At 66.4% G+C, this 16,771-nt stretch carries 15 protein-coding genes and 1 pseudogene; 8 read left to right on the top strand and 8 right to left on the bottom strand.

The window, feature by feature from the left end; all coding sequences use genetic code 11:
• Positions 1 to 10 precede the first annotated feature (10 nt).
• Together glnA and HNR70_RS06060 are read left to right on the top strand one after the other, a co-directional pair.
• Complete coding sequence (gene glnA / locus HNR70_RS06065) at positions 11 to 1,441, top strand: type I glutamate--ammonia ligase (RefSeq protein WP_184324861.1); 1,431 nt, start codon at positions 11 to 13, stop codon at positions 1,439 to 1,441.
• A gap of 141 nt (positions 1,442 to 1,582) precedes the next feature.
• The gene (locus HNR70_RS06060) at positions 1,583 to 2,203 is read left to right on the top strand and encodes an N-terminal phage integrase SAM-like domain-containing protein (protein ID WP_184324860.1); all 621 of its coding nucleotides are present in this window, start codon (positions 1,583 to 1,585) and stop codon (positions 2,201 to 2,203) included.
• Here HNR70_RS06060 and HNR70_RS06055 read toward each other — a convergent pair.
• Positions 2,200 to 3,364: pseudogene (locus HNR70_RS06055) on the bottom strand (IS3 family transposase). The gene HNR70_RS06060 and the pseudogene HNR70_RS06055 overlap by 4 nt on opposite strands.
• 112 nt (positions 3,365 to 3,476) lie before the next feature.
• Here HNR70_RS06055 and HNR70_RS06050 point away from each other — a divergent pair.
• From HNR70_RS06050 to HNR70_RS06040, 3 genes are all read left to right on the top strand, one after another.
• A protein-coding gene (locus tag HNR70_RS06050) for an IS3-like element ISAar24 family transposase (protein WP_184324859.1) occupies positions 3,477 to 4,642 on the top strand; the annotation gives its coding sequence in 2 pieces (ribosomal slippage) (positions 3,477 to 3,753 and positions 3,753 to 4,642; 1,167 coding nt in all).
• Positions 4,643 to 5,029: 387 nt separating this feature from the next.
• On the top strand, positions 5,030 to 6,214 hold the full coding sequence (locus HNR70_RS06045; protein WP_184324858.1) for a zinc-dependent alcohol dehydrogenase: 1,185 nt from the start codon (positions 5,030 to 5,032) through the stop codon (positions 6,212 to 6,214).
• A 45-nt stretch (positions 6,215 to 6,259) separates the two neighbouring features.
• Positions 6,260 to 7,156, top strand: coding sequence for an SDR family oxidoreductase (locus tag HNR70_RS06040; protein WP_246375163.1), 897 nt, complete (start codon positions 6,260 to 6,262; stop codon positions 7,154 to 7,156).
• A 122-nt stretch (positions 7,157 to 7,278) separates the two neighbouring features.
• On the opposite strand, the gene HNR70_RS06035 is transcribed toward HNR70_RS06040, so the two are convergent.
• From HNR70_RS06035 to HNR70_RS06025, 3 genes are all read right to left on the bottom strand, one after another.
• The gene (locus HNR70_RS06035) at positions 7,279 to 8,388 is read right to left on the bottom strand and encodes an FUSC family protein (protein ID WP_184324856.1); all 1,110 of its coding nucleotides are present in this window, start codon (positions 8,386 to 8,388) and stop codon (positions 7,279 to 7,281) included.
• A gap of 244 nt (positions 8,389 to 8,632) precedes the next feature.
• The gene (locus HNR70_RS06030; RefSeq protein WP_184324855.1) at positions 8,633 to 8,872 is read right to left on the bottom strand and encodes a hypothetical protein; all 240 of its coding nucleotides are present in this window, start codon (positions 8,870 to 8,872) and stop codon (positions 8,633 to 8,635) included.
• 80 nt (positions 8,873 to 8,952) lie between these two features.
• A complete protein-coding gene (locus tag HNR70_RS06025; RefSeq protein WP_184324854.1) occupies positions 8,953 to 9,198 on the bottom strand; it encodes a hypothetical protein in 246 nt (81 codons plus the stop codon).
• Positions 9,199 to 9,459: 261 nt separating this feature from the next.
• On the opposite strand from HNR70_RS06025, the gene HNR70_RS06020 reads away from it, so the two are divergent.
• On the top strand, positions 9,460 to 10,182 hold the full coding sequence (locus HNR70_RS06020; protein ID WP_184324853.1) for a GAF and ANTAR domain-containing protein: 723 nt from the start codon (positions 9,460 to 9,462) through the stop codon (positions 10,180 to 10,182).
• 60 nt (positions 10,183 to 10,242) lie between these two features.
• Here the strand turns inward: HNR70_RS06020 and HNR70_RS06015 are convergent, their stop codons facing one another.
• From HNR70_RS06015 to HNR70_RS06005, 3 genes are all read right to left on the bottom strand, one after another.
• Positions 10,243 to 10,872, bottom strand: a complete 630-nt coding sequence (locus HNR70_RS06015) for a cysteine hydrolase family protein (protein WP_184324852.1) — start codon at positions 10,870 to 10,872, stop codon at positions 10,243 to 10,245.
• 126 nt (positions 10,873 to 10,998) lie between these two features.
• On the bottom strand, positions 10,999 to 11,703 hold the full coding sequence (locus tag HNR70_RS06010; RefSeq protein WP_184324851.1) for a TetR/AcrR family transcriptional regulator: 705 nt from the start codon (positions 11,701 to 11,703) through the stop codon (positions 10,999 to 11,001).
• Positions 11,704 to 12,154: 451 nt separating this feature from the next.
• Positions 12,155 to 12,433, bottom strand: a complete 279-nt coding sequence (locus HNR70_RS06005) for a stress protein (RefSeq protein ID WP_184324850.1) — start codon at positions 12,431 to 12,433, stop codon at positions 12,155 to 12,157.
• Positions 12,434 to 12,871: 438 nt separating this feature from the next.
• Here HNR70_RS06005 and HNR70_RS06000 point away from each other — a divergent pair, with 438 nt between their 5' ends.
• Together HNR70_RS06000 and HNR70_RS05995 are read left to right on the top strand one after the other, a co-directional pair.
• Positions 12,872 to 13,366 carry a transporter substrate-binding domain-containing protein gene (locus HNR70_RS06000; protein ID WP_312857578.1) on the top strand — a complete coding sequence of 165 codons (495 nt, stop codon included), beginning with the start codon at positions 12,872 to 12,874 and terminating at the stop codon, positions 13,364 to 13,366.
• A complete protein-coding gene (locus HNR70_RS05995) occupies positions 13,363 to 14,355 on the top strand; it encodes a cation diffusion facilitator family transporter (protein ID WP_184324849.1) in 993 nt (330 codons plus the stop codon). The genes HNR70_RS06000 and HNR70_RS05995 overlap by 4 nt, the downstream gene beginning before the upstream one ends.
• 76 nt (positions 14,356 to 14,431) lie before the next feature.
• Here HNR70_RS05995 and HNR70_RS05990 read toward each other — a convergent pair whose 3' ends face one another.
• Positions 14,432 to 16,651 (bottom strand): catalase, encoded by a 2,220-nt coding sequence (locus HNR70_RS05990; RefSeq protein WP_184324848.1) that lies wholly within the window; start codon positions 16,649 to 16,651, stop codon positions 14,432 to 14,434.
• Positions 16,652 to 16,771 lie beyond the last annotated feature (120 nt).

Raw genomic sequence — 16,771 nt, 5'->3', positions numbered from 1 at the left:
TGGAGGAGATGTGTTCAACAATCCCAGCGAGGTCGCCAAGTACATCGAGGAGGAGGGCGTCGAGTTCATCGACATCCGCTTCTGCGACCTTCCCGGCGTCATGCAGCACTTCAACATCCCTGCGAGCACCTTCGACGAGGAGGCCATCGCGACGGGACAGCTGTTCGACGGCTCGTCGATCCGCGGCTTCCAGGCGATCCACGAGTCCGACATGAAGCTCATCCCGGACCTCGAGACCGCGTACCTCGATCCGTTCCGCGAGCACAAGACGCTGATCATCAACTTCTCCATCGTGGATCCGTTCACCGATGAGCCCTACTCCCGCGACCCGCGCACCGTGGCCGCGAAGGCCGAGGAGTACCTGAAGTCCACCGGCATCGCGGACACCGCCCTGTTCGCCGCCGAGGCGGAGTTCTACATCTTCGACGACGTGCGCTTCAAGACCGGCATCAACTCCGGCTTCTACGCGATCGACTCCGACGAGGCGTCCTGGAACACGGACCGCGACGAGTCCGAGTTCGGCGGCAACCAGGGCTACAAGACCCGTGTCAAGGGCGGCTACTTCCCCGTCCCGCCGAACGACCAGATGGCCGACCTCCGCGACGAGATCGTCACCATCCTCGAGAAGACCGGTCTCCAGGTCGAGCGCGCCCACCACGAGGTCGGCACCGCGGGCCAGCAGGAGATCAACTACCGCTTCAACACGCTGCAGCAGGCGGCGGACGACGTCATGAAGTTCAAGTACGTCGTGAAGAACACCGTGTGGGAGGCCGGCAAGACCGCGACCTTCATGCCCAAGCCCCTCTTCGGTGACAACGGCTCCGGCATGCACACCCACCAGTCGCTGTGGAAGGACGGCGAGCCGCTGTTCTTCGACGAGCGCGGCTACGGCGGCCTCTCGGACATCGCCCGCTGGTACATCGGCGGCATCATCGCCCACTCCCCCGCGCTGACCGCGTTCACCAACCCCACCGTGAACTCCTTCAAGCGCCTGGTGCCCGGCTTCGAGGCCCCGGTCAACATGGTCTACTCGGCCCGCAACCGCTCCGCCGCGATCCGCATCCCGGTCACCGGCTCCTCCCCGAAGGCGAAGCGCATCGAGTTCCGTGCGCCCGACCCCTCGGCGAACCCGTACCTGTCCTTCGCCGCGCAGCTCATGGCCGGCATCGACGGCATCCGCAACCGCATCGAGCCGCCGGAGCCGATCGACAAGGACCTCTACGAGCTGCCCCCGGAGGAGCACGCGCAGATCCAGCAGCTGCCCGACTCGCTCGGCGCCGCTCTGGACGCCCTCGAGGCCGACCACGACTTCCTCACCGAGGGCGACGTGTTCCCCGAGGACCTCATCTCGACCTGGATCGAGCTCAAGCGCACCACGGAGATCGATCCGTTCCGCTTCCGCCCGCACCCCCACGAGTTCGAGCTCTACTACGACATCTGAGTGAAGATTGGGCACTTTCTGTCTCTGACCTGCGGTTTCATAGGTTCTGAAACTTCGTCTTTTGCACGCGTGCAGTACGCTCAAGTCATACGGAGTACGACCGAGCCATCGCACGGTTGTCGCACGACTTAGAGGCCAGAAGTGGCAGGTTCCCGACATCGCGGACGTCGCTCCTTCGGGGCGGTGCGCAAGCTTCCCAGCGGGAGGTACCAGGCGAGCTACCTGGACCCTGCAGGGACGCGGCGCACCGCCCCGGAGACGTTCACCGCCAAGATGGATGCCGATACGTGGCTCGCGATGCAGCGTGCCGCCATAGAAAGTGGCTCATGGCGCGGCCGCGACGATCGCACGACGGTCGGCGAGTTCGCCGACGAGTGGCTCAAGGCGATCCAGGTCCGTGACCGCACGCGCTACCACTACAAGGTGAACCTCGAGAAGTGGGTCAAGCCCACCTTCGGTACCACTCCTATGAGCGCCGTGACCCCGGCGATGGTCCGGAAGTGGGTGGGAGGGTTCCCCACCGACACTCCGGCCGCTCGCGCCAACGCCTACCGCGTGCTGGCGCAGGTGTGTCGTGCAGCCGTGGAGGATGGCATCGTCAGTGAGTCGCCCGTGAAGGTGAAGGGCGCCGGCCAGTACACCCGTAAACGTGAGGGGCATGGGTTGCAGGCGCTCGAGGTCTGTGCGCTCGCGGAGCAGGTCCCTGCGGGTCGCTGGCTTACGGTCGGGACTGATGTAAAAGTAGGTGTCAGCTGGGTTTAGGCCGCCAGACTGACGGTCTGGTTCATGATTGTCTCGTATTCGATGGGGGTCAATCGCCCCAGGCGGGCCTGTCAGCGACGTCGGTGGTAGGTCCGCTCGATCCAGGTGATGATCGCGATCCGCAGCTCTTCTCGAGTCCGCCAGCGCCTGCGATCCAGGACGTTCTTCTGCAACAGCGCGAACAAGGACGCCATCGCGGCGTTGTCCCCGGCAACACCGACTTTCCCCATCGATCCGATGAGGTGGTGACGGTTCAACGCGTGCACGAACTTCCGCGACCTGAACTGGCTCCCTCGGTCCGAGTGCACAATGCATCCGGCAGCATCGCTACGACGAGATACTGCATTGTCCAGGGCGTTCACCGCGAGACGAGTCTTCATCCGGTCACTGATGGAGTAGCCCACTATCCGTCCGGAGAACACGTCCTCGATCGCGCAGAGGCAGAGCTTTCCCTCGTCCGTCCAGTGCTGGGTGATGTCGGTCAGCCACGGTTCGTTGACGTCATCAGCGGAGAAGTCCCGCTTCACGAGGTCATCGTGGACCGGCGGACCGGGGCGCTTGCCAGTCTTGCCGCGCTGCTTCCCAAACACCGACCACCACTGGTTGTCCCGGCAGATCCGCCACGTGGTCCGCTCGCACATCGACTCACCAGCGGCTTCCGCTTCACCGGCGAGGACCGATAGCCGAACTCGGGATCGTCACGGTGCGCGTCGAACAGGGCGTTGGCCCGATAGGCCTCGACCAGTTCAGACTCGGTGACCTGCTGTTTCCGCCAGCGATAGTAGGGCTGGCGGGAGAGCTTCAGAACCCGCAGGCACACCGCGACAGGGATCCCATCGCCAGCGAGATCACTCACGAGCGGGTAGAGGATTTTCCCGGCAGGTTCGCCTGGGACAGATACGCGCCAGCGCGGCGGAGGACCTCGATCTCCTGCTCGAGCAGCCGATTGCGGCGACGCAGATCGCGCAGCTCAGCCGGGTCCTCACGGAACTTGCCGGGCCTGGCACCGTCCTCGACATCGGCCTGACGCATCCAGTTCGTCAGGCACGACTCCGAGATCCCGAAATCCTTCGCGATCACCGACAGCTTCTGGCCAGGTTCACGGTTCCTCGCGACGCCCACGACGTCGTCACGGAACTCCTGGGGATAGGGAGCGGGCATGGTCCACATCCTTCCAAGGCGCCCTGCGGGCAAGCCAGATCAGATGACCTGACCTATGGCTCGGTTTCCAGTTGACGTCGCTAGTCGATGGTCTTCATGGAAGGCTCTTCGCATGCCCCGCCCGTACCCTCCCGAGTTCCGTGCCCGTGCCATCGCTCTGGTCCGCGAGGGCCGCCAGGTCAAGCAGACGGCACTGGACCTGGGCATCCACGAGGTCACCCTCCACAACTGGCTGCGACAGGACGATATCGACCACGGTCGCCGGCCGGGACGAAGCAGTCAGGAATCTGCCGAGCTCCGCGCGGCGCGCGGCCGTGTCCGGCAGCTCGAGCAGGAGATCGCGATCCTTCGCCGGGCCGCGACATGGCTCGACGAGGAGGGAGGAGTCGCCCCAAAAGGGCGCACCCGGTGATCGACCGACTCGTCGACGCCGGGGCACCCACAAGCACCTGCTGCCGCCTATTGGGCGTTTCCCGTCAGGGCTACTACCGGTACCGAAAGCGCCCGACCAGTGCCACTGAGCTGCGCCGCCGCTGGCTGACCGGCCTGATCCGGGAGATCCACGTCGCCTCCCGCGGCACCTACGGCTACCGCCGCATCCACGCCGAGCTCACCATCGGAATGAACATTTCGTGCTCCAGCCGGCTCATCTCCGTCCTCATGACTCGCGCCGGAATCGGTGGCCTTCCAGGCCCAGCCAGAATCAAGCGACTTAAGGGGGTCGCCACAGCGGACGACCTGGTCAACCGCAAGTTCCACCGTCTCGCGCTGAACGAGCTGTGGGTCACGGACATCACCGAGCATCCCACCCGGGAGGGCAAGATCTACTGCGCCGCCGTGCTGGATGCTTGTAGCCGCAAGATCATCGGCTGGGCTATCGACTCCAAACAGGACTCCACCCTGGTCGTGAACGCTCTGGACATGGCAATCCGTGCACGTCAGCCAGGGCCCGGAGGGATCGTTCATGCGGATCATGGAGTCCAGTTCACCTCCTGGGTCTTCACTCAGAAGATCCGTTCAGCGGGACTGCTGCCGTCGTTCGGGACCGTCGGCGATGGCCTCGACAATGCGATGATGGAGTCGTTCTGGTCGACGATGCAGATTGAGCTGCTGAACCGGAAGAAGTGGAAGACGCGCATCGAGCTCGCGAACGCGATCTTCGAGTACATCGAGGTGTTCTACAACCGTCGTCGACGACACTCCTCCCTCGAGTACGCGACACCCCACGACTACGACCTCGCCCGCATCCCGCGGGCACTCACCACCACCGGAAGCTAGCGACCAAGAGTGGAAACCAAACCGTAGGGCAGGTCAAGATGTCACCTATCCGTGCGGCAGTTCCGAGCGTGGCCACGCTCCCGCCTCTCGACCTCCCGGTTGGAGGCGGGGTTTTTCTCGTCATGGCAGCCTCCGTGCGGCCTTTCGCGGCTCACGCGAACCGGGTAGGGAGAACCTATGGGGATTATACGTGCTGTGCACGCCGATCGCGAGATCCATTGCAGCCGGTGCGCCCCACTCGCCCCGCGACCCGAGGTGGCGTGTGCTTACCGATCGGCCGCTCTGCTGGTCCTTGGTGGCAGGTACCGATAGCCTGATCGGAGGCCTGGCGTCCTTGGTGAGGAGCCTTGTGAACGTCGATCCCTCGACTACAGGAGGAAACACCCCGTGAGAGCAGTGACGTGGCAGGGCACGCGCAACGTGAGCGTCCAGGACGTTCCCGATCCGCAGCTCCAGGATGCCGGGGATGCGATCGTCCGAATCACTTCGACCGCGATCTGCGGCTCCGACCTGCACCTCTACGAAGTGCTGGGTCCCTACATGACCGCTGGCGATGTGCTCGGGCACGAGTCGATGGGGATCGTCGAGCAGATCGGATCGGGCGTCAGCCGAGTGCAAGTTGGCGACCGGGTCGTCGTCCCGTTCAACATTTCCTGCGGTCACTGCTGGATGTGCTCCCGCGGGCTCCAGTCACAGTGCGAGACGACCCAGGTCACCGAGCAGGGGTCGGGCGCGTCGCTGTTCGGGTTCTCGAAGCTGTACGGGCAGGTCCCCGGCGGGCAGGCCGAGCAGCTGCGGGTCCCGCATGCGGACTACGGACTGATCACCGTGGGCAAGGATCTGCCCGACGAGAGGTACCTCTTCCTCAGCGACATCCTGCCGACGGCCTGGCAGGGAGTGAAGTACGCCGACGTGCCCGAGGGAGGATCGTTGGCCGTGATGGGGCTGGGCCCGGTGGGGCAGTTCGCCGCCCGCATCGGGGTCCACCTCGGCAACCGCGTGTTCGCCATCGATCCTGTTCCCGAGCGACGGGCGATGGCGGCGCGGCACGGGGTCGAGGTCTTCGACCAGACGCCGCTGAGCGTGGACGCGATCCGGGAAGCAACGGACGGACGTGGGCCGGACGCCGTCGTCGATGCGGTAGGGATGGAAGCCCACGGCAGCCCGGTGGCGCGCGCCGCGCACCAGGTCGTCGGCCATCTGCCGAAGGCCGTGGGCCAGAAGGCCATGGAGACCGTGGGAATCGATCGCCTCGCGGCGCTTCACGCCAGCCTCGACCTGGTGCGCCGCGGCGGGACGGTGTCGCTGAGCGGCGTCTACGGCGGTGTCGCGAGCCCGATGCCGCTGCTGTCGATGTTCGACAAGCAGATCCAGCTCCGGATGGGCCAGTGCAACGTCCGCGCGTGGACCGACGACCTCCTCCCCCTGGTCGAAGATCCCAGCGACCCCCTGGGCGTGACGGACCTTGTCACCCACCGCCTCCCGCTCGAGGAGGCAGCCTCTGCATACGAAACATTCCAGAAGAAGCACGACGGCTGCATCAAGGTGGTGCTAGACCCCAGTCGTCACTGACCACCGCTCATGGACTCACATGAGCCGTCGAAGAGAGGTATGACCATGGCAACAGACCAGCTGACCTTCCAGAATCCGGTCGAGCGCTTCCCGGAAATCACCCCTCCGAAGCAGGACCAGGCCGAGCCGGGCCTCGATGCGGAGCTCGTACCCCAGACCGATCGCGGGGAACACTCCTACCGCGGCACGGGACGCCTTCAGGGCCGACGTGCGCTGATCACGGGGGCGGACTCCGGCATCGGGGCAGCGGTCGCGATCGCTTTCGCCCGCGAAGGTGCGGACGTCGCCCTGTCCTACCTGCCTGCGGAAGAGGAGGACGCGCAGTACATCAGTCGTGTCATCGAGGAGAGCGGGCGCACGGCGCTGCTGCTGCCCGGCGACCTCGCGGACGCTGAGTACTGCAGCGCGGTGGTCGACGAGGCAGCCGCCGGGCTCGGCGGCCTCGACGCCCTCGTGAACAACGCGGGCCGGCAGATCTCGGTCGAGCAGGTCGAGGATCTCGACGACGAGCAGTGGGCGTCGACCTTCGAGGTGAACATCCGCGCGATCTACCGAGTCTCGAAAGCGGCACTGCGGCACCTGGAGCCGGGGGCGACGATCGTGAACTCGACCTCGATCCAGGCCTATAACCCCTCACCTCACCTTCTCGACTACGCCTCGACCAAGGCGGCGATCAACAACTTCACCAAGGGGCTCGGGCAGCAGCTCGCACCCCGTGGGATCCGGGTCAACGCCGTCGCCCCCGGACCCATCTGGACCCCTCTACAGGTCTCTGACGGCCAGCCCAAGGACGCACTGCCCGACTTCGGGAAGAACACCCCGCTGGGCAGGGCCGGGCAGCCCACCGAGCTCGCACCCGCCTACGTCTTCCTCACCTCGCCGGAATCCAGCTATGTCATCGGCGAGACGCTCAACGTCAACGGGGGCACCCCGAGCCCCTGATCTCGCCGGGAGACAGAGGCTTCTCGACCCGTCGAGGACCTGCACGGGAGCGCGCCCACCGTAGGGACGACCCGGACCGCGCTGATGTCGGCCTCACCTGTCACCCTGCCGGCGACTCGTTGTCAGGTCCGCGGGTTCTCGGTCGTCGCTTCGCGTGCTTCGCGGGCCGAGGCGACATCGTCGACGATGACGGCGATATGGCGCATGCTGGACAGGAGGGAGCCGTAGAGCGGCCAGCTCTCCTCGGGAAGGCTCCGATCGGTGGCCATCTCCCGGGCAAGAGCGGTGATCCGGCCCTCGACCGGCTCCACGTCCACGTGGGGATCGGCGATCGCGTGTCCGGCGTCGCGGACGATGGCAGCCCACCGTTCGCGGAAGCGTTCGTCCCACGCCCCCTCGGCGTAGGCGGCGTCATGCAGGGACCGGGCCAGGTGACGAAGGTGCGAGATCCCCTCGTCGACACGTTGGAGGATCTCCTCGTAGCTCGCCTCGCGACCCGGCGCGGACCCATCGCGCGACCGCCCCCTGGCTCGGGTCAGGCGGTATCGCGGGTTGGCCTTTCTGCTCTCGCGGGCGAAGCGGACCGACTGCCAGGCTGTGTTCAGCTCCTCGCTCATCGACTCGATCTCTTCATGCCAGGCATCGGCCTTGTCGGTCTCCCAGGAGGAGGCGAACTCATCGGCCATGTTGATGAGGACGTCGCCCATCCGGCGGTTGAGGCGGTCCACGTTCCGGGAGGCCTGCTGATCACGCAGCGGAGGGATGATCAGAAGATTGACGAGGACCCCGACTCCGACGCCGACGCCGACCTCGATGATGCGGTCCAGCAGCAGGGGCTGCTGCTGGGAGAAGCCGCTGCCGAGGACAAAGATCGCGGTGGTCGCGATGGCGACTCCTTCGTCGCGGATCCATGACAATCGCGAACCAGCGAGGCCGACGAAAAGGGCCAGGGCGAACGTCCATACGCTCACTCCGAGAAATGCCCCGATCATGAACGACAGGCCGACGCCGATCGCGGAGGCCGCCGTCGTCTGCGCGCCTCGCGAGAGTGACCTGTGCACCGTGGCGTGCACGGTGAGTAGCGCCGTCCACGGCGCGAGGAAGGGCAACATGGAATCCAGCACCTCGAGGGAGAGCCACCATGCCGCCGTCGCCGCGATCACGCCCTTGAGGATCTGGAGCAGTTCAGTACTGAACTCGGGCCGTCGAACCAGCTCTCCCAGTCGCCTCATACCTACCATTCTGCCGACGCGCCGGACCTCTGACGAGGTATGACCCGTGGGTCCGCTCAGCCTTCGAAGTGGCTGGCAGGCGCAGCACCATCTAGGTGTATGAAGTCATGCCGTTGTCGACGCGTTCGTGGACTCTGGTGGCCGGGGGCTGATCACCGCGAGTTGCGCGGGGCCGCAAGTAGGGTGGCTCAACGACCCGCCAGTTTGCACACGAGTATTCACGGCCGAACCTGCCGCGCATCCGTCAGGTTAGGGTATCCCCCGGCCCGGCAGCCTCAACGTTGATGCTCGTGCTTACTTCCAGCGTTTTGTCTCCGACGACCAGTACGAGCACGTCTCCGGACCAGGTGCCGCTGCCGGGATTAGGCCTGTAGGTCGCTCGCTCTTGGCGGGCGTGCTGCAGGACGCCCTCTGCGAGCACGGTGCCCTGGTCGGTCACCGTCACAGCTCGCCCGATGAGCGGCCGGATTCGGTCGATTCCCATGCCTGAGAGCGTATGGTTACGCCCGGCGGCCGGGCCTCTCCGGGACCTACCGGTCGGGTGCCCCCGCTCCACCGTGGGTCTCAGTCCTGCCCGAGGCGGCGACGTAGGAGGTCCTTGGCGATCTTTGCGCCCTTGGCGCTCTCGTGCTGCGCCTTGCCGAGCAAGTCGGCGAGCTCGTCATCTCCGCTGCGGCGTGCGTCCTCGACGTAGGTCTGCAGTCGCAGGGCGTTGGAGAGGCATTGCTCGGTGAACCAGATGAGGTTGTAGTTGTTGTCGGCGGTGCCGGTGGTCTCTCCACCGTCGGTCGTGTGGACGGAGTGCATCATCGTCCTTGCTCCTTCGCATCAGGGGTCAATCGTCGCAACGGCAACCTTTGGTCCCTCGACGCTAGTGAGCGTGCTGGGCCGTGGCACGCTGCAGACCGCACGGAAGGGCTCTTCATCCCGGGCGCACCTCCTACTCCTCACCGGGGCGCCCGCAGCGGGGTAGTTCGCCGGCGTGCGATGGCATGGGATAGTTGATCGGGGGGGACGACCGGATGGTCGGTACCGCGATACGCCCGAGGTACTTCGAAAGGAGAAATCGACATGGTTGCGGATGTGGATCAGGACCTCGCGCGGAGCTTCGGGAGCCTCAGCAGTTTCCTCTTGGCCGGCGGTTCACCGGTCGACGCGCGACAACGTCTGGTGGAACTGGCCAAGACCGCGATCCCGGCCTGCGACTGGGCCTGCATCACGATGCGCCCGGACAATAAGCCGCCGCGGACGATCTGCGCCTCTGACTCCACAGCGAGTGAGGTCGATCAGATGCAGTACGCGGCCGGGAACGGCCCTTGCCTGGACGCTGCGCGTTCCCGCCAGCCCGTGTGGAGCGCGGATCTCACCGAGGACCAGCGCTGGCCACAGTTCCGGGAGCTCGTCGTGGCGGATGGGCGGGTCAAGAGCGTGCTCTCGTTCCATCTCCTCGACGAACCTGCGCCGACGGCTTTGAACATGTACTCGGCCACCCCTGGCGCTTTCGACGACTTCATCTCTGCCGGAACACTGTTCGCCATCCACGCGACGACGCTGATGTCGCACGCGGACAGCGAGCGCCGGGCGCAGAGTCTCGGTGATGCCTTGACGACGAGTCGGCAGATCGGTGCGGCGGTCGGCATCCTCATGAGCGCGCACAAGATCACCGAGGAGCAGGCGTTCCAGTTGCTGCGTACGGCGAGTAACCATCTGAACCGCAAGTTGCACGACGTCGCGCGGGAAGTCACCGAGCTCGGAGAAGTCCCCCACACTGCCCCGAGCGACCGTAAGCGCTGACCTCCACGTCACGGAGAGCACGCGGTAACTGTCGTGCGGGCTCACGGACCGGGGTCGGGCTCAGCTCCGGCCCGCCTGCCCGCGGGCACTGACCGTTCTTGCGTCGTCCTCACTGCGCGGGAGTGAGTCCCACGCATCGAGGACCTCCGCGACGGTCGCGAGCTGCGCCTGGCGGTCTGCGGCCAGCAGTGAGAGAGCAGGCTCCTTATGCGCTTCGTCGTGGTCGGCAACGGCGTCCGTCACCACGGTTGTGCGGACGTTGTTCGCGAACGCGTCGCGAGCTGTCTGGGTGATGCAGGCGTGGGTGGAGACGCCGGCCAGCACTATCCGATGGATCCCCAGGTTGCGAACTCGCAGCAGGAGGTCGGTCCCGAACCATGCACTGTCGCGGGTCTTCTCGATGTGCATGGCTCCCGTGGTGTCGAGCTCGTGGAGGATCTTCGTGCCCGGGTCGCCGTGGAAGAGGAAGCCCTTGTCGTCGTCGAGCATGGTGAGGGTCCAGGTTGATCGGTCGCGGCTGTGCTCGGTCGTGACGACGATGATCGGCATGTCGTGGCGCCGCGCCGCCGACATGAGCGTCGTCGCAGCGTCCACGAGGGCGGGTCGTGCGCGGTCCAGCGTGGGGTCCGCGAAGAAGGCCTCTTGCAGGTCGACGAGGAGGAGCGCGTCCGTGGTCTTCTCAATGCTCATAACGAGAGGATGCCCGATCGGGGTCGAGAGCCCTGCCGGTCGCGTCGATCGCGTGGCGGCCTGGCCCGTCGAGGGGTGGCGCTGTCGCGGTTGCGCACGCGGTACATCGATCCAAGGCGGGCCGGCTCATTGCTCCTGGTCTTCTGTCACGAAAAACAGCTGCAGAGCGCGGCGGACCTCCTCGCGGGGGGCGTCCGCGTGGTCTTCCTGCTGCATGAGGCGGACCGTCTGTTCTCTGGTGGCGCACCCCATGACGAAGGACATGAACGTGCGCGCGGCGAACACTGGGCACAGATCAGAACGCAGCAGTCCCTGCTCTTCCAGGCGAATCAGGGCCTGCTCGACCAGGTATTCGTGGACGCGCCGTAGTCGCGCGCTGCGCCCCCGTCCGGGGAAGTCCTCCATCCTGCCGTCGCAGTCGAGCATGGCGAGCAGCTGGATGCTCTCGGACCCGGGATCGTAGAGGTCGACGAGCTCATCGACCGTTCTGGTGAGGCCACGTCGGAAGACGGTCTCGTCGTCGAGGACGGCTTGCGCTTGGTGCTCGAGACGGTCGAGCACTGCACCAAGGAGGGCGGCTTTCGAGGGGAAGTGGTGAAGAAGCCCAGGGTGGGAGAGTCCGGCCTGTTTGGCGAGCATTCTGATGCTCACACCGTGGTAGCCGTGGTGGGCGAATGCTGTCGAGGCCACGTCGAGGATGGCCTCACGTCGCTTCGGTACGACCATGCGGACGTGGTCGTGTACGTCGTGCGGGCGGACCTTCCACGGCGCGGCCGACGGAAGAGCAGGACCCGCTCCTCCATCTCGGAGCGGGACCGTCGAGGCGCTCATGAGACCACCTCGCCCGAGGCGGCGCGGGACGATCGGAGCGAGAGGGACGGTGCACCCACGATCTCGACCCGGCCACCGTGAGCGAAGGGGTCGGTGCTCGTGGACTCGGTCAGCGCGTAGAAAGCCCCGTGGACATCCGTGTCGATGGGATGTGCCGCTGAGAGGTCTACCCTCACTGGGGCCGCGGGGTCTAAGGCGCGAGCACGCTGGACCTGGCGCTCGAGGGCCGGCATGGTCTCGGCGGACAAGTGTCCGGAGACTTTGAGGGTGATGTCCTCTCGCGAGACATCAGCATGAACGAGGATGGATATTTTGTGCGGCACAGCAGGCCTCCGGTCACGACGACGTGACGGCCACTGGCTGGACCAACTGTGATACTACCGCACGACGCCGCGGGACGCACGAGCGCCCAGTGGCGCTCCTGCATTCCGCGGCACTGTGGCGTGGCAGCTCAGGAACTCTGGCCGCCCTTGCGGCCGGCCTCGCTCGGATCCGCCGAGTTCTCGTCACCGAAGCTGCCGGAGCTCTCGTGGCCGCCCTTACGACTCTCCTCGCTCGGGTCAGCCGCGTTCGCCTCACCGAAGCTGCCGGAGCTCTTCTGCCCCGCCGCGCTCGGGTCAGCCGCGTTCGTGTCGTCGAAGCTTCCCGTGCTGGCCTCGCCGCCCTTCTGGGCCTGCTCCTCGGTATCGCTGCGGTTTCCGAACTGTCCAGAGTTGTTCTTGTCAGCCATGACGAACATCCTTCCTTCGGTGCCGGCCGGGTGATCGACCGACGGAGCGATCTGCTCGTGAAACGACAGTAGGCAAGCGGATCGCGGACGCTGAAGCTAATGACCATGTGGAAGGGGGCGTGACCCGTTCCCGGGCGGGCAAACGCCGTCGAGAGCGGCCGCATCGCTCGCTGTATCGGCACCAGCACGCCACATCGACCAGTTCCGCAGGAGAAGAAACCGCTGCACCAGATGAGACCTACGCGCACGCTTCCACGATGGAGGACTGAAGCGGCCGGCTGAGTGTTGCCGTGCGCCGTGTCCCACCGACAGTCTCATCTCGAGGCTGGGCTTCCAGCCGCGCCAGCGCGCGGGGCGGGGGTTGCCGATCGCCGAGGGCGTGCACAGTCTCGGGGCTAAGATCGTGGGCTCCAGCATCGTTGACCGGAGGTACTCGCCGTGTTGGTCTCCGCGCGTCACGTTGTCCGGGCCGCGGCTGCAGCGGTCGCGGCGGCGTTGCTGGTGTCCGGGTGCTCCGGCCCGTTTCCCGCCGACAGCCAGGACTCGCTGGCCCGCGCAACCGGAGGGACGATCTATGTCGGGGCGACGGCCAACCCGCCCTGGACCGAAGTCTCGCCGGATGGTGCGGTCACCGGTGTTGAAGCAGACCTCGTGACGGACTACGCCGAGAGCATCGATGCACAGATCACCTGGGTCCCGGGCTCGGAGAGTGTTCTCGCCGACCGCATGAAGGACGGCGAGCTCGACATCATGATCGGCGGGTTGACGTCGAAGGCGCCGTGGACCGACAAGGTCGCGCTGACCCGCCCGTATACGACCGTCCGTGGGGAGGACGGGAAGACGGAGAAAATGGTTATGGGCGTGCGACCTGGCGAGAACGCCCTGATGGCCTCCCTGGAGACGTTCCTCGACGATCAGGACGCCGAACGATGAGCCCCACCGCCCAGTCCGAGACGGCTTCCGTTTCGGGGCACGACGCGTTACCTCACGACGTTCAACAGGTCCTTCGCCAGGCGATCCGCCTGGAGTGGATCACGATCGGCGTCATGGTCGTGACGATCGCAGCCGTCGGGCTCGTGACGGGTCAGTCGCAAGCGATGAAAGCCGCTTGGGCAGAGGACATGCTCACGCTCCTGCCGCCCCTGGCGTTCTTGATCGCCGCACGCCGGCTCCGCAAGGCTCCTGACCGGGACCATCCGTACGGGCATCACCGATCGATTGGCGTCGCGCATCTGGTCGCCGCCCTGGCGCTCTTGGCGATGGGTACCTTCCTCGTGGTCGACTCCGTCATGAGCCTGGTCAAGGTGGAGAAACCGCCGATCGGGACCATGGCACTGTTCGGGCACGCCGTGTGGGCGGGGTGGCCGATGATCATCGTCATGGTGCTCTCCGGCATCGCGCCAGTGATCCTGGGTCGCAAGAAGCTGCCGCTCGCGGAGAAGCTCCACGACAAGGTCCTGTTCGCCGACGCGGACATGAACAAAGCGGACTGGTCCACGGCGATCGCCACCATCGTCGGCGTCCTCGGCATCGGATTCGGACTGTGGTGGTTCGACGCTGCAGCAGCCCTGGTGGTGTCGATCTCCATCCTGCGAGACGGGCTCAAGAACCTGCGCGCGGCGATCGCCGGCCTTACCGACACCCGCGCCCGCACCGTCGACGACAAGAAACCGCATCCGCTCACGCGCGACGTCGAGACGCGCGCCCTGGCGACCCCGTGGGTCGCCCAGGCCGTCGGCCGCGTCCGCGATCAAGGACACGTGTTCCACGTCGAGATGTTCGTGGTGCCTCGCCACGGCAAGGCACCTTCCCTCGACCAGCTCGTACTGCTACGCACCGAGTTGCTCGAGCTGGACTGGAGACTCCACGACGTCGTTGTTGCGCCCGTGCCGACGATTCCCCAGACCCAGGCACGGGACTGATGCGCGATCAGGGTTCAGTGGGGGCTAGGCCGCCCGGCTGACGGCCGAGATCATGAAGCGTCAGCTCCGGCACAGTTCAGGCGTCGGCCGGGAACCGTTCCCAGACGCGATGGCTCTCCAGCAGGGTCCGGACCTCGCCGAAGACGGCCTGCCCGTCCTCGCCGAGCACGAGCCCGGCACCGTCAGGCGCCGTGCGGGCTTCCAGGGCTGTGCGCCCCTCGGCCCAGGCGCCGATCGCCTTGGCATGGCGCCAGCATTCGTCGATCAGCTTGCCGACGCGGGGCTCGACCTCGCCGGCACCGGGGGCTCCTGCCTTCGGATCGATCGAGGGTCGTGAATCCGGTGCGGTGAGGGGATTACCCGCCAGCAGCAGGGCGTCGAACTCCACGGAGGCGGCGGTGCCGAACGTCCGGCCTACGGGCACGCCCGCCACCTCGCCGCCGCGCGGGGCGATCACGACCGGGGTCATCGAGACCGCCACGATGGCTTCGTGCAGCGCGAGTAGAGCGGAGTTGTCACCATCAGGGTCCACCACGATGCCGATTACCCGCCCGTCGGTCGGCCACCGACCACCCAACTGGGACAGCGGAGCACTGGAGTCCACCGCGCCGTCGGACTCCTCCTCTACCGGGACCGTCGACGCGGGGGCGGGCATCCCGAGCGCCGCAGCGACCCGGCCGCACAGGTCCGCGTCGATGTTGGCCAGGGACTGCAGCTGCCGCTCGCGGATCGTGGCCTCGTAGCACTTGCCGAGCTCGAAGGAGTAGGCGTCGACGATGTGGTCCTGCTCGAGAGGGGTCATGCTGCGCCAGAACAGGCGCGGCTGGCTGAAGTGGTCCTCGAAGGTGGCCGAGAGCTCGCGTTCCTTCACCCCCTCGGGCAGGCGGACCGGCAGGTCCTCGAAGGCGCTGTCCATTTCGCCGGCCATGAACGGGCAGCCGCCGTCGAGGGAGTTCGGGTGGTAGGGCGCGATACCGGAGTGGTCTCCCTGCTGGCCGTAGCCGTCGCGGAGCATGTCGTTGACCGGGGCGTGGGCGCGGTTGATCGGTAGCTGGGCGAAGTTCGGCCCGCCGAGGCGGGTGAGCTGGGTGTCGACGTAGGAGAACAGCCTCACCTGGAGCAGCGGGTCGTCGGTGACGTCGATGCCGGGCACGAGGTGGCCGGGGTTGAAGGCCACCTGCTCGGTCTCGGCGAAGTAGTTGCTGGGGTTGCGGTCCAGGGTGAGGCGGCCGATGGGCTGGACCGGCGCGAGCTCCTCGGGGACGAACTTCGTAGGATCCAGCAGGTCGATGCCCTCGAAGCTCTGCTCCTCGTTGTCGGGGAACACCTGGATCCCAAGTTCCCAGGAGGGGTGGGCGCCGGCTTCGATCGCATCGGCGAGGTCCCGGCGATGGAAGTCCGGATCGTTGCCGCCCAGAAGCTGCGCCTCCTCCCAGGTCAGCGAGTGCACTCCGAGCTGCGGCTTCCAGTGGAACTTCACCAGCGAGGTCTCCCCGGCGGTGTTCGCGAGCCGGAAGGTGTGGATCCCGAAGCCCTCCATCATCCGGTAGGACCGCGGGATGCCGCGGTCACCCATGAACCACAGGGTGTGGTGCTGCGCCTCGGTGTGCAGGGAGACGAAGTCCCAGAACGTGTCGTGAGCGCTCTGGGCTTGAGGAATCTCCCGGTCGGGATGGGGCTTGGCGGCGTGGACGACGTCGGGGAACTTTATGCCGTCCTGGATGAAGAACACCGGGATGTTGTTGGCGACCAGGTCGAAGGTGCCCTCGTCGGTGTAGAACTTGGTCGCAAACCCGCGGGTGTCACGCGCGGTGTCCATTGACCCACGGGAGCCGACGACGGTCGAGAAGCGGGTGAACACCTCGGTGCGCTTTCCCTTCGCGAGGAACCCGGCCCTGCACACGGGCTCCGCTGTGCCATAGCCCTCGAACACCCCGTGGGCCGCGGCGCCACGAGCATGAACCACTCGCTCCGGGATCCGCTCGTGGTCGAAGTGGGTGATCTTCTCGCGCAGGTGATGGTCCTGCAGCAGAACAGGACCACGCCTGCCGGCCTTGAGCGAATGGTCGGTGTCGCGCAGCCGTGCGCCCTGCGAGGTGGTCAGGAACTCGCCCTGCTGTGCGGTGGTGGCCCTGTCCGGGACGGGTTCAGCGCCGGTGGGCGTTCGGGGCTGGACGCCCTGCTGATCCGGCTTCGGAGAGAGTGGCGCGGTGGGCTCTGTCGGCTCCTCGAGCGATGGGGGTTGGCTGTTCGGGCGACCGGGTACTGGTGTGGGTGCGTGCTCCGTGGATGCCATGACGTGCTTCCTCCTCTGGATCGGGAGTACCGCGAGTGATGCCCGTCACCGTACGGCGGCACCCGTCGAAAGAGAAGTCGCACCCCCTCTGACCACCGTTGGCGCTCGTGAACCGACCGG

The organism is Brachybacterium aquaticum, assembly GCF_014204755.1.
GTDB classification, from domain to species: Bacteria; Actinomycetota; Actinomycetes; order Actinomycetales; family Dermabacteraceae; genus Brachybacterium; species Brachybacterium aquaticum.
Note: the sequence above shows the minus strand (reverse complement) of the source record. Positions and strands in the feature narration are given on the sequence as shown.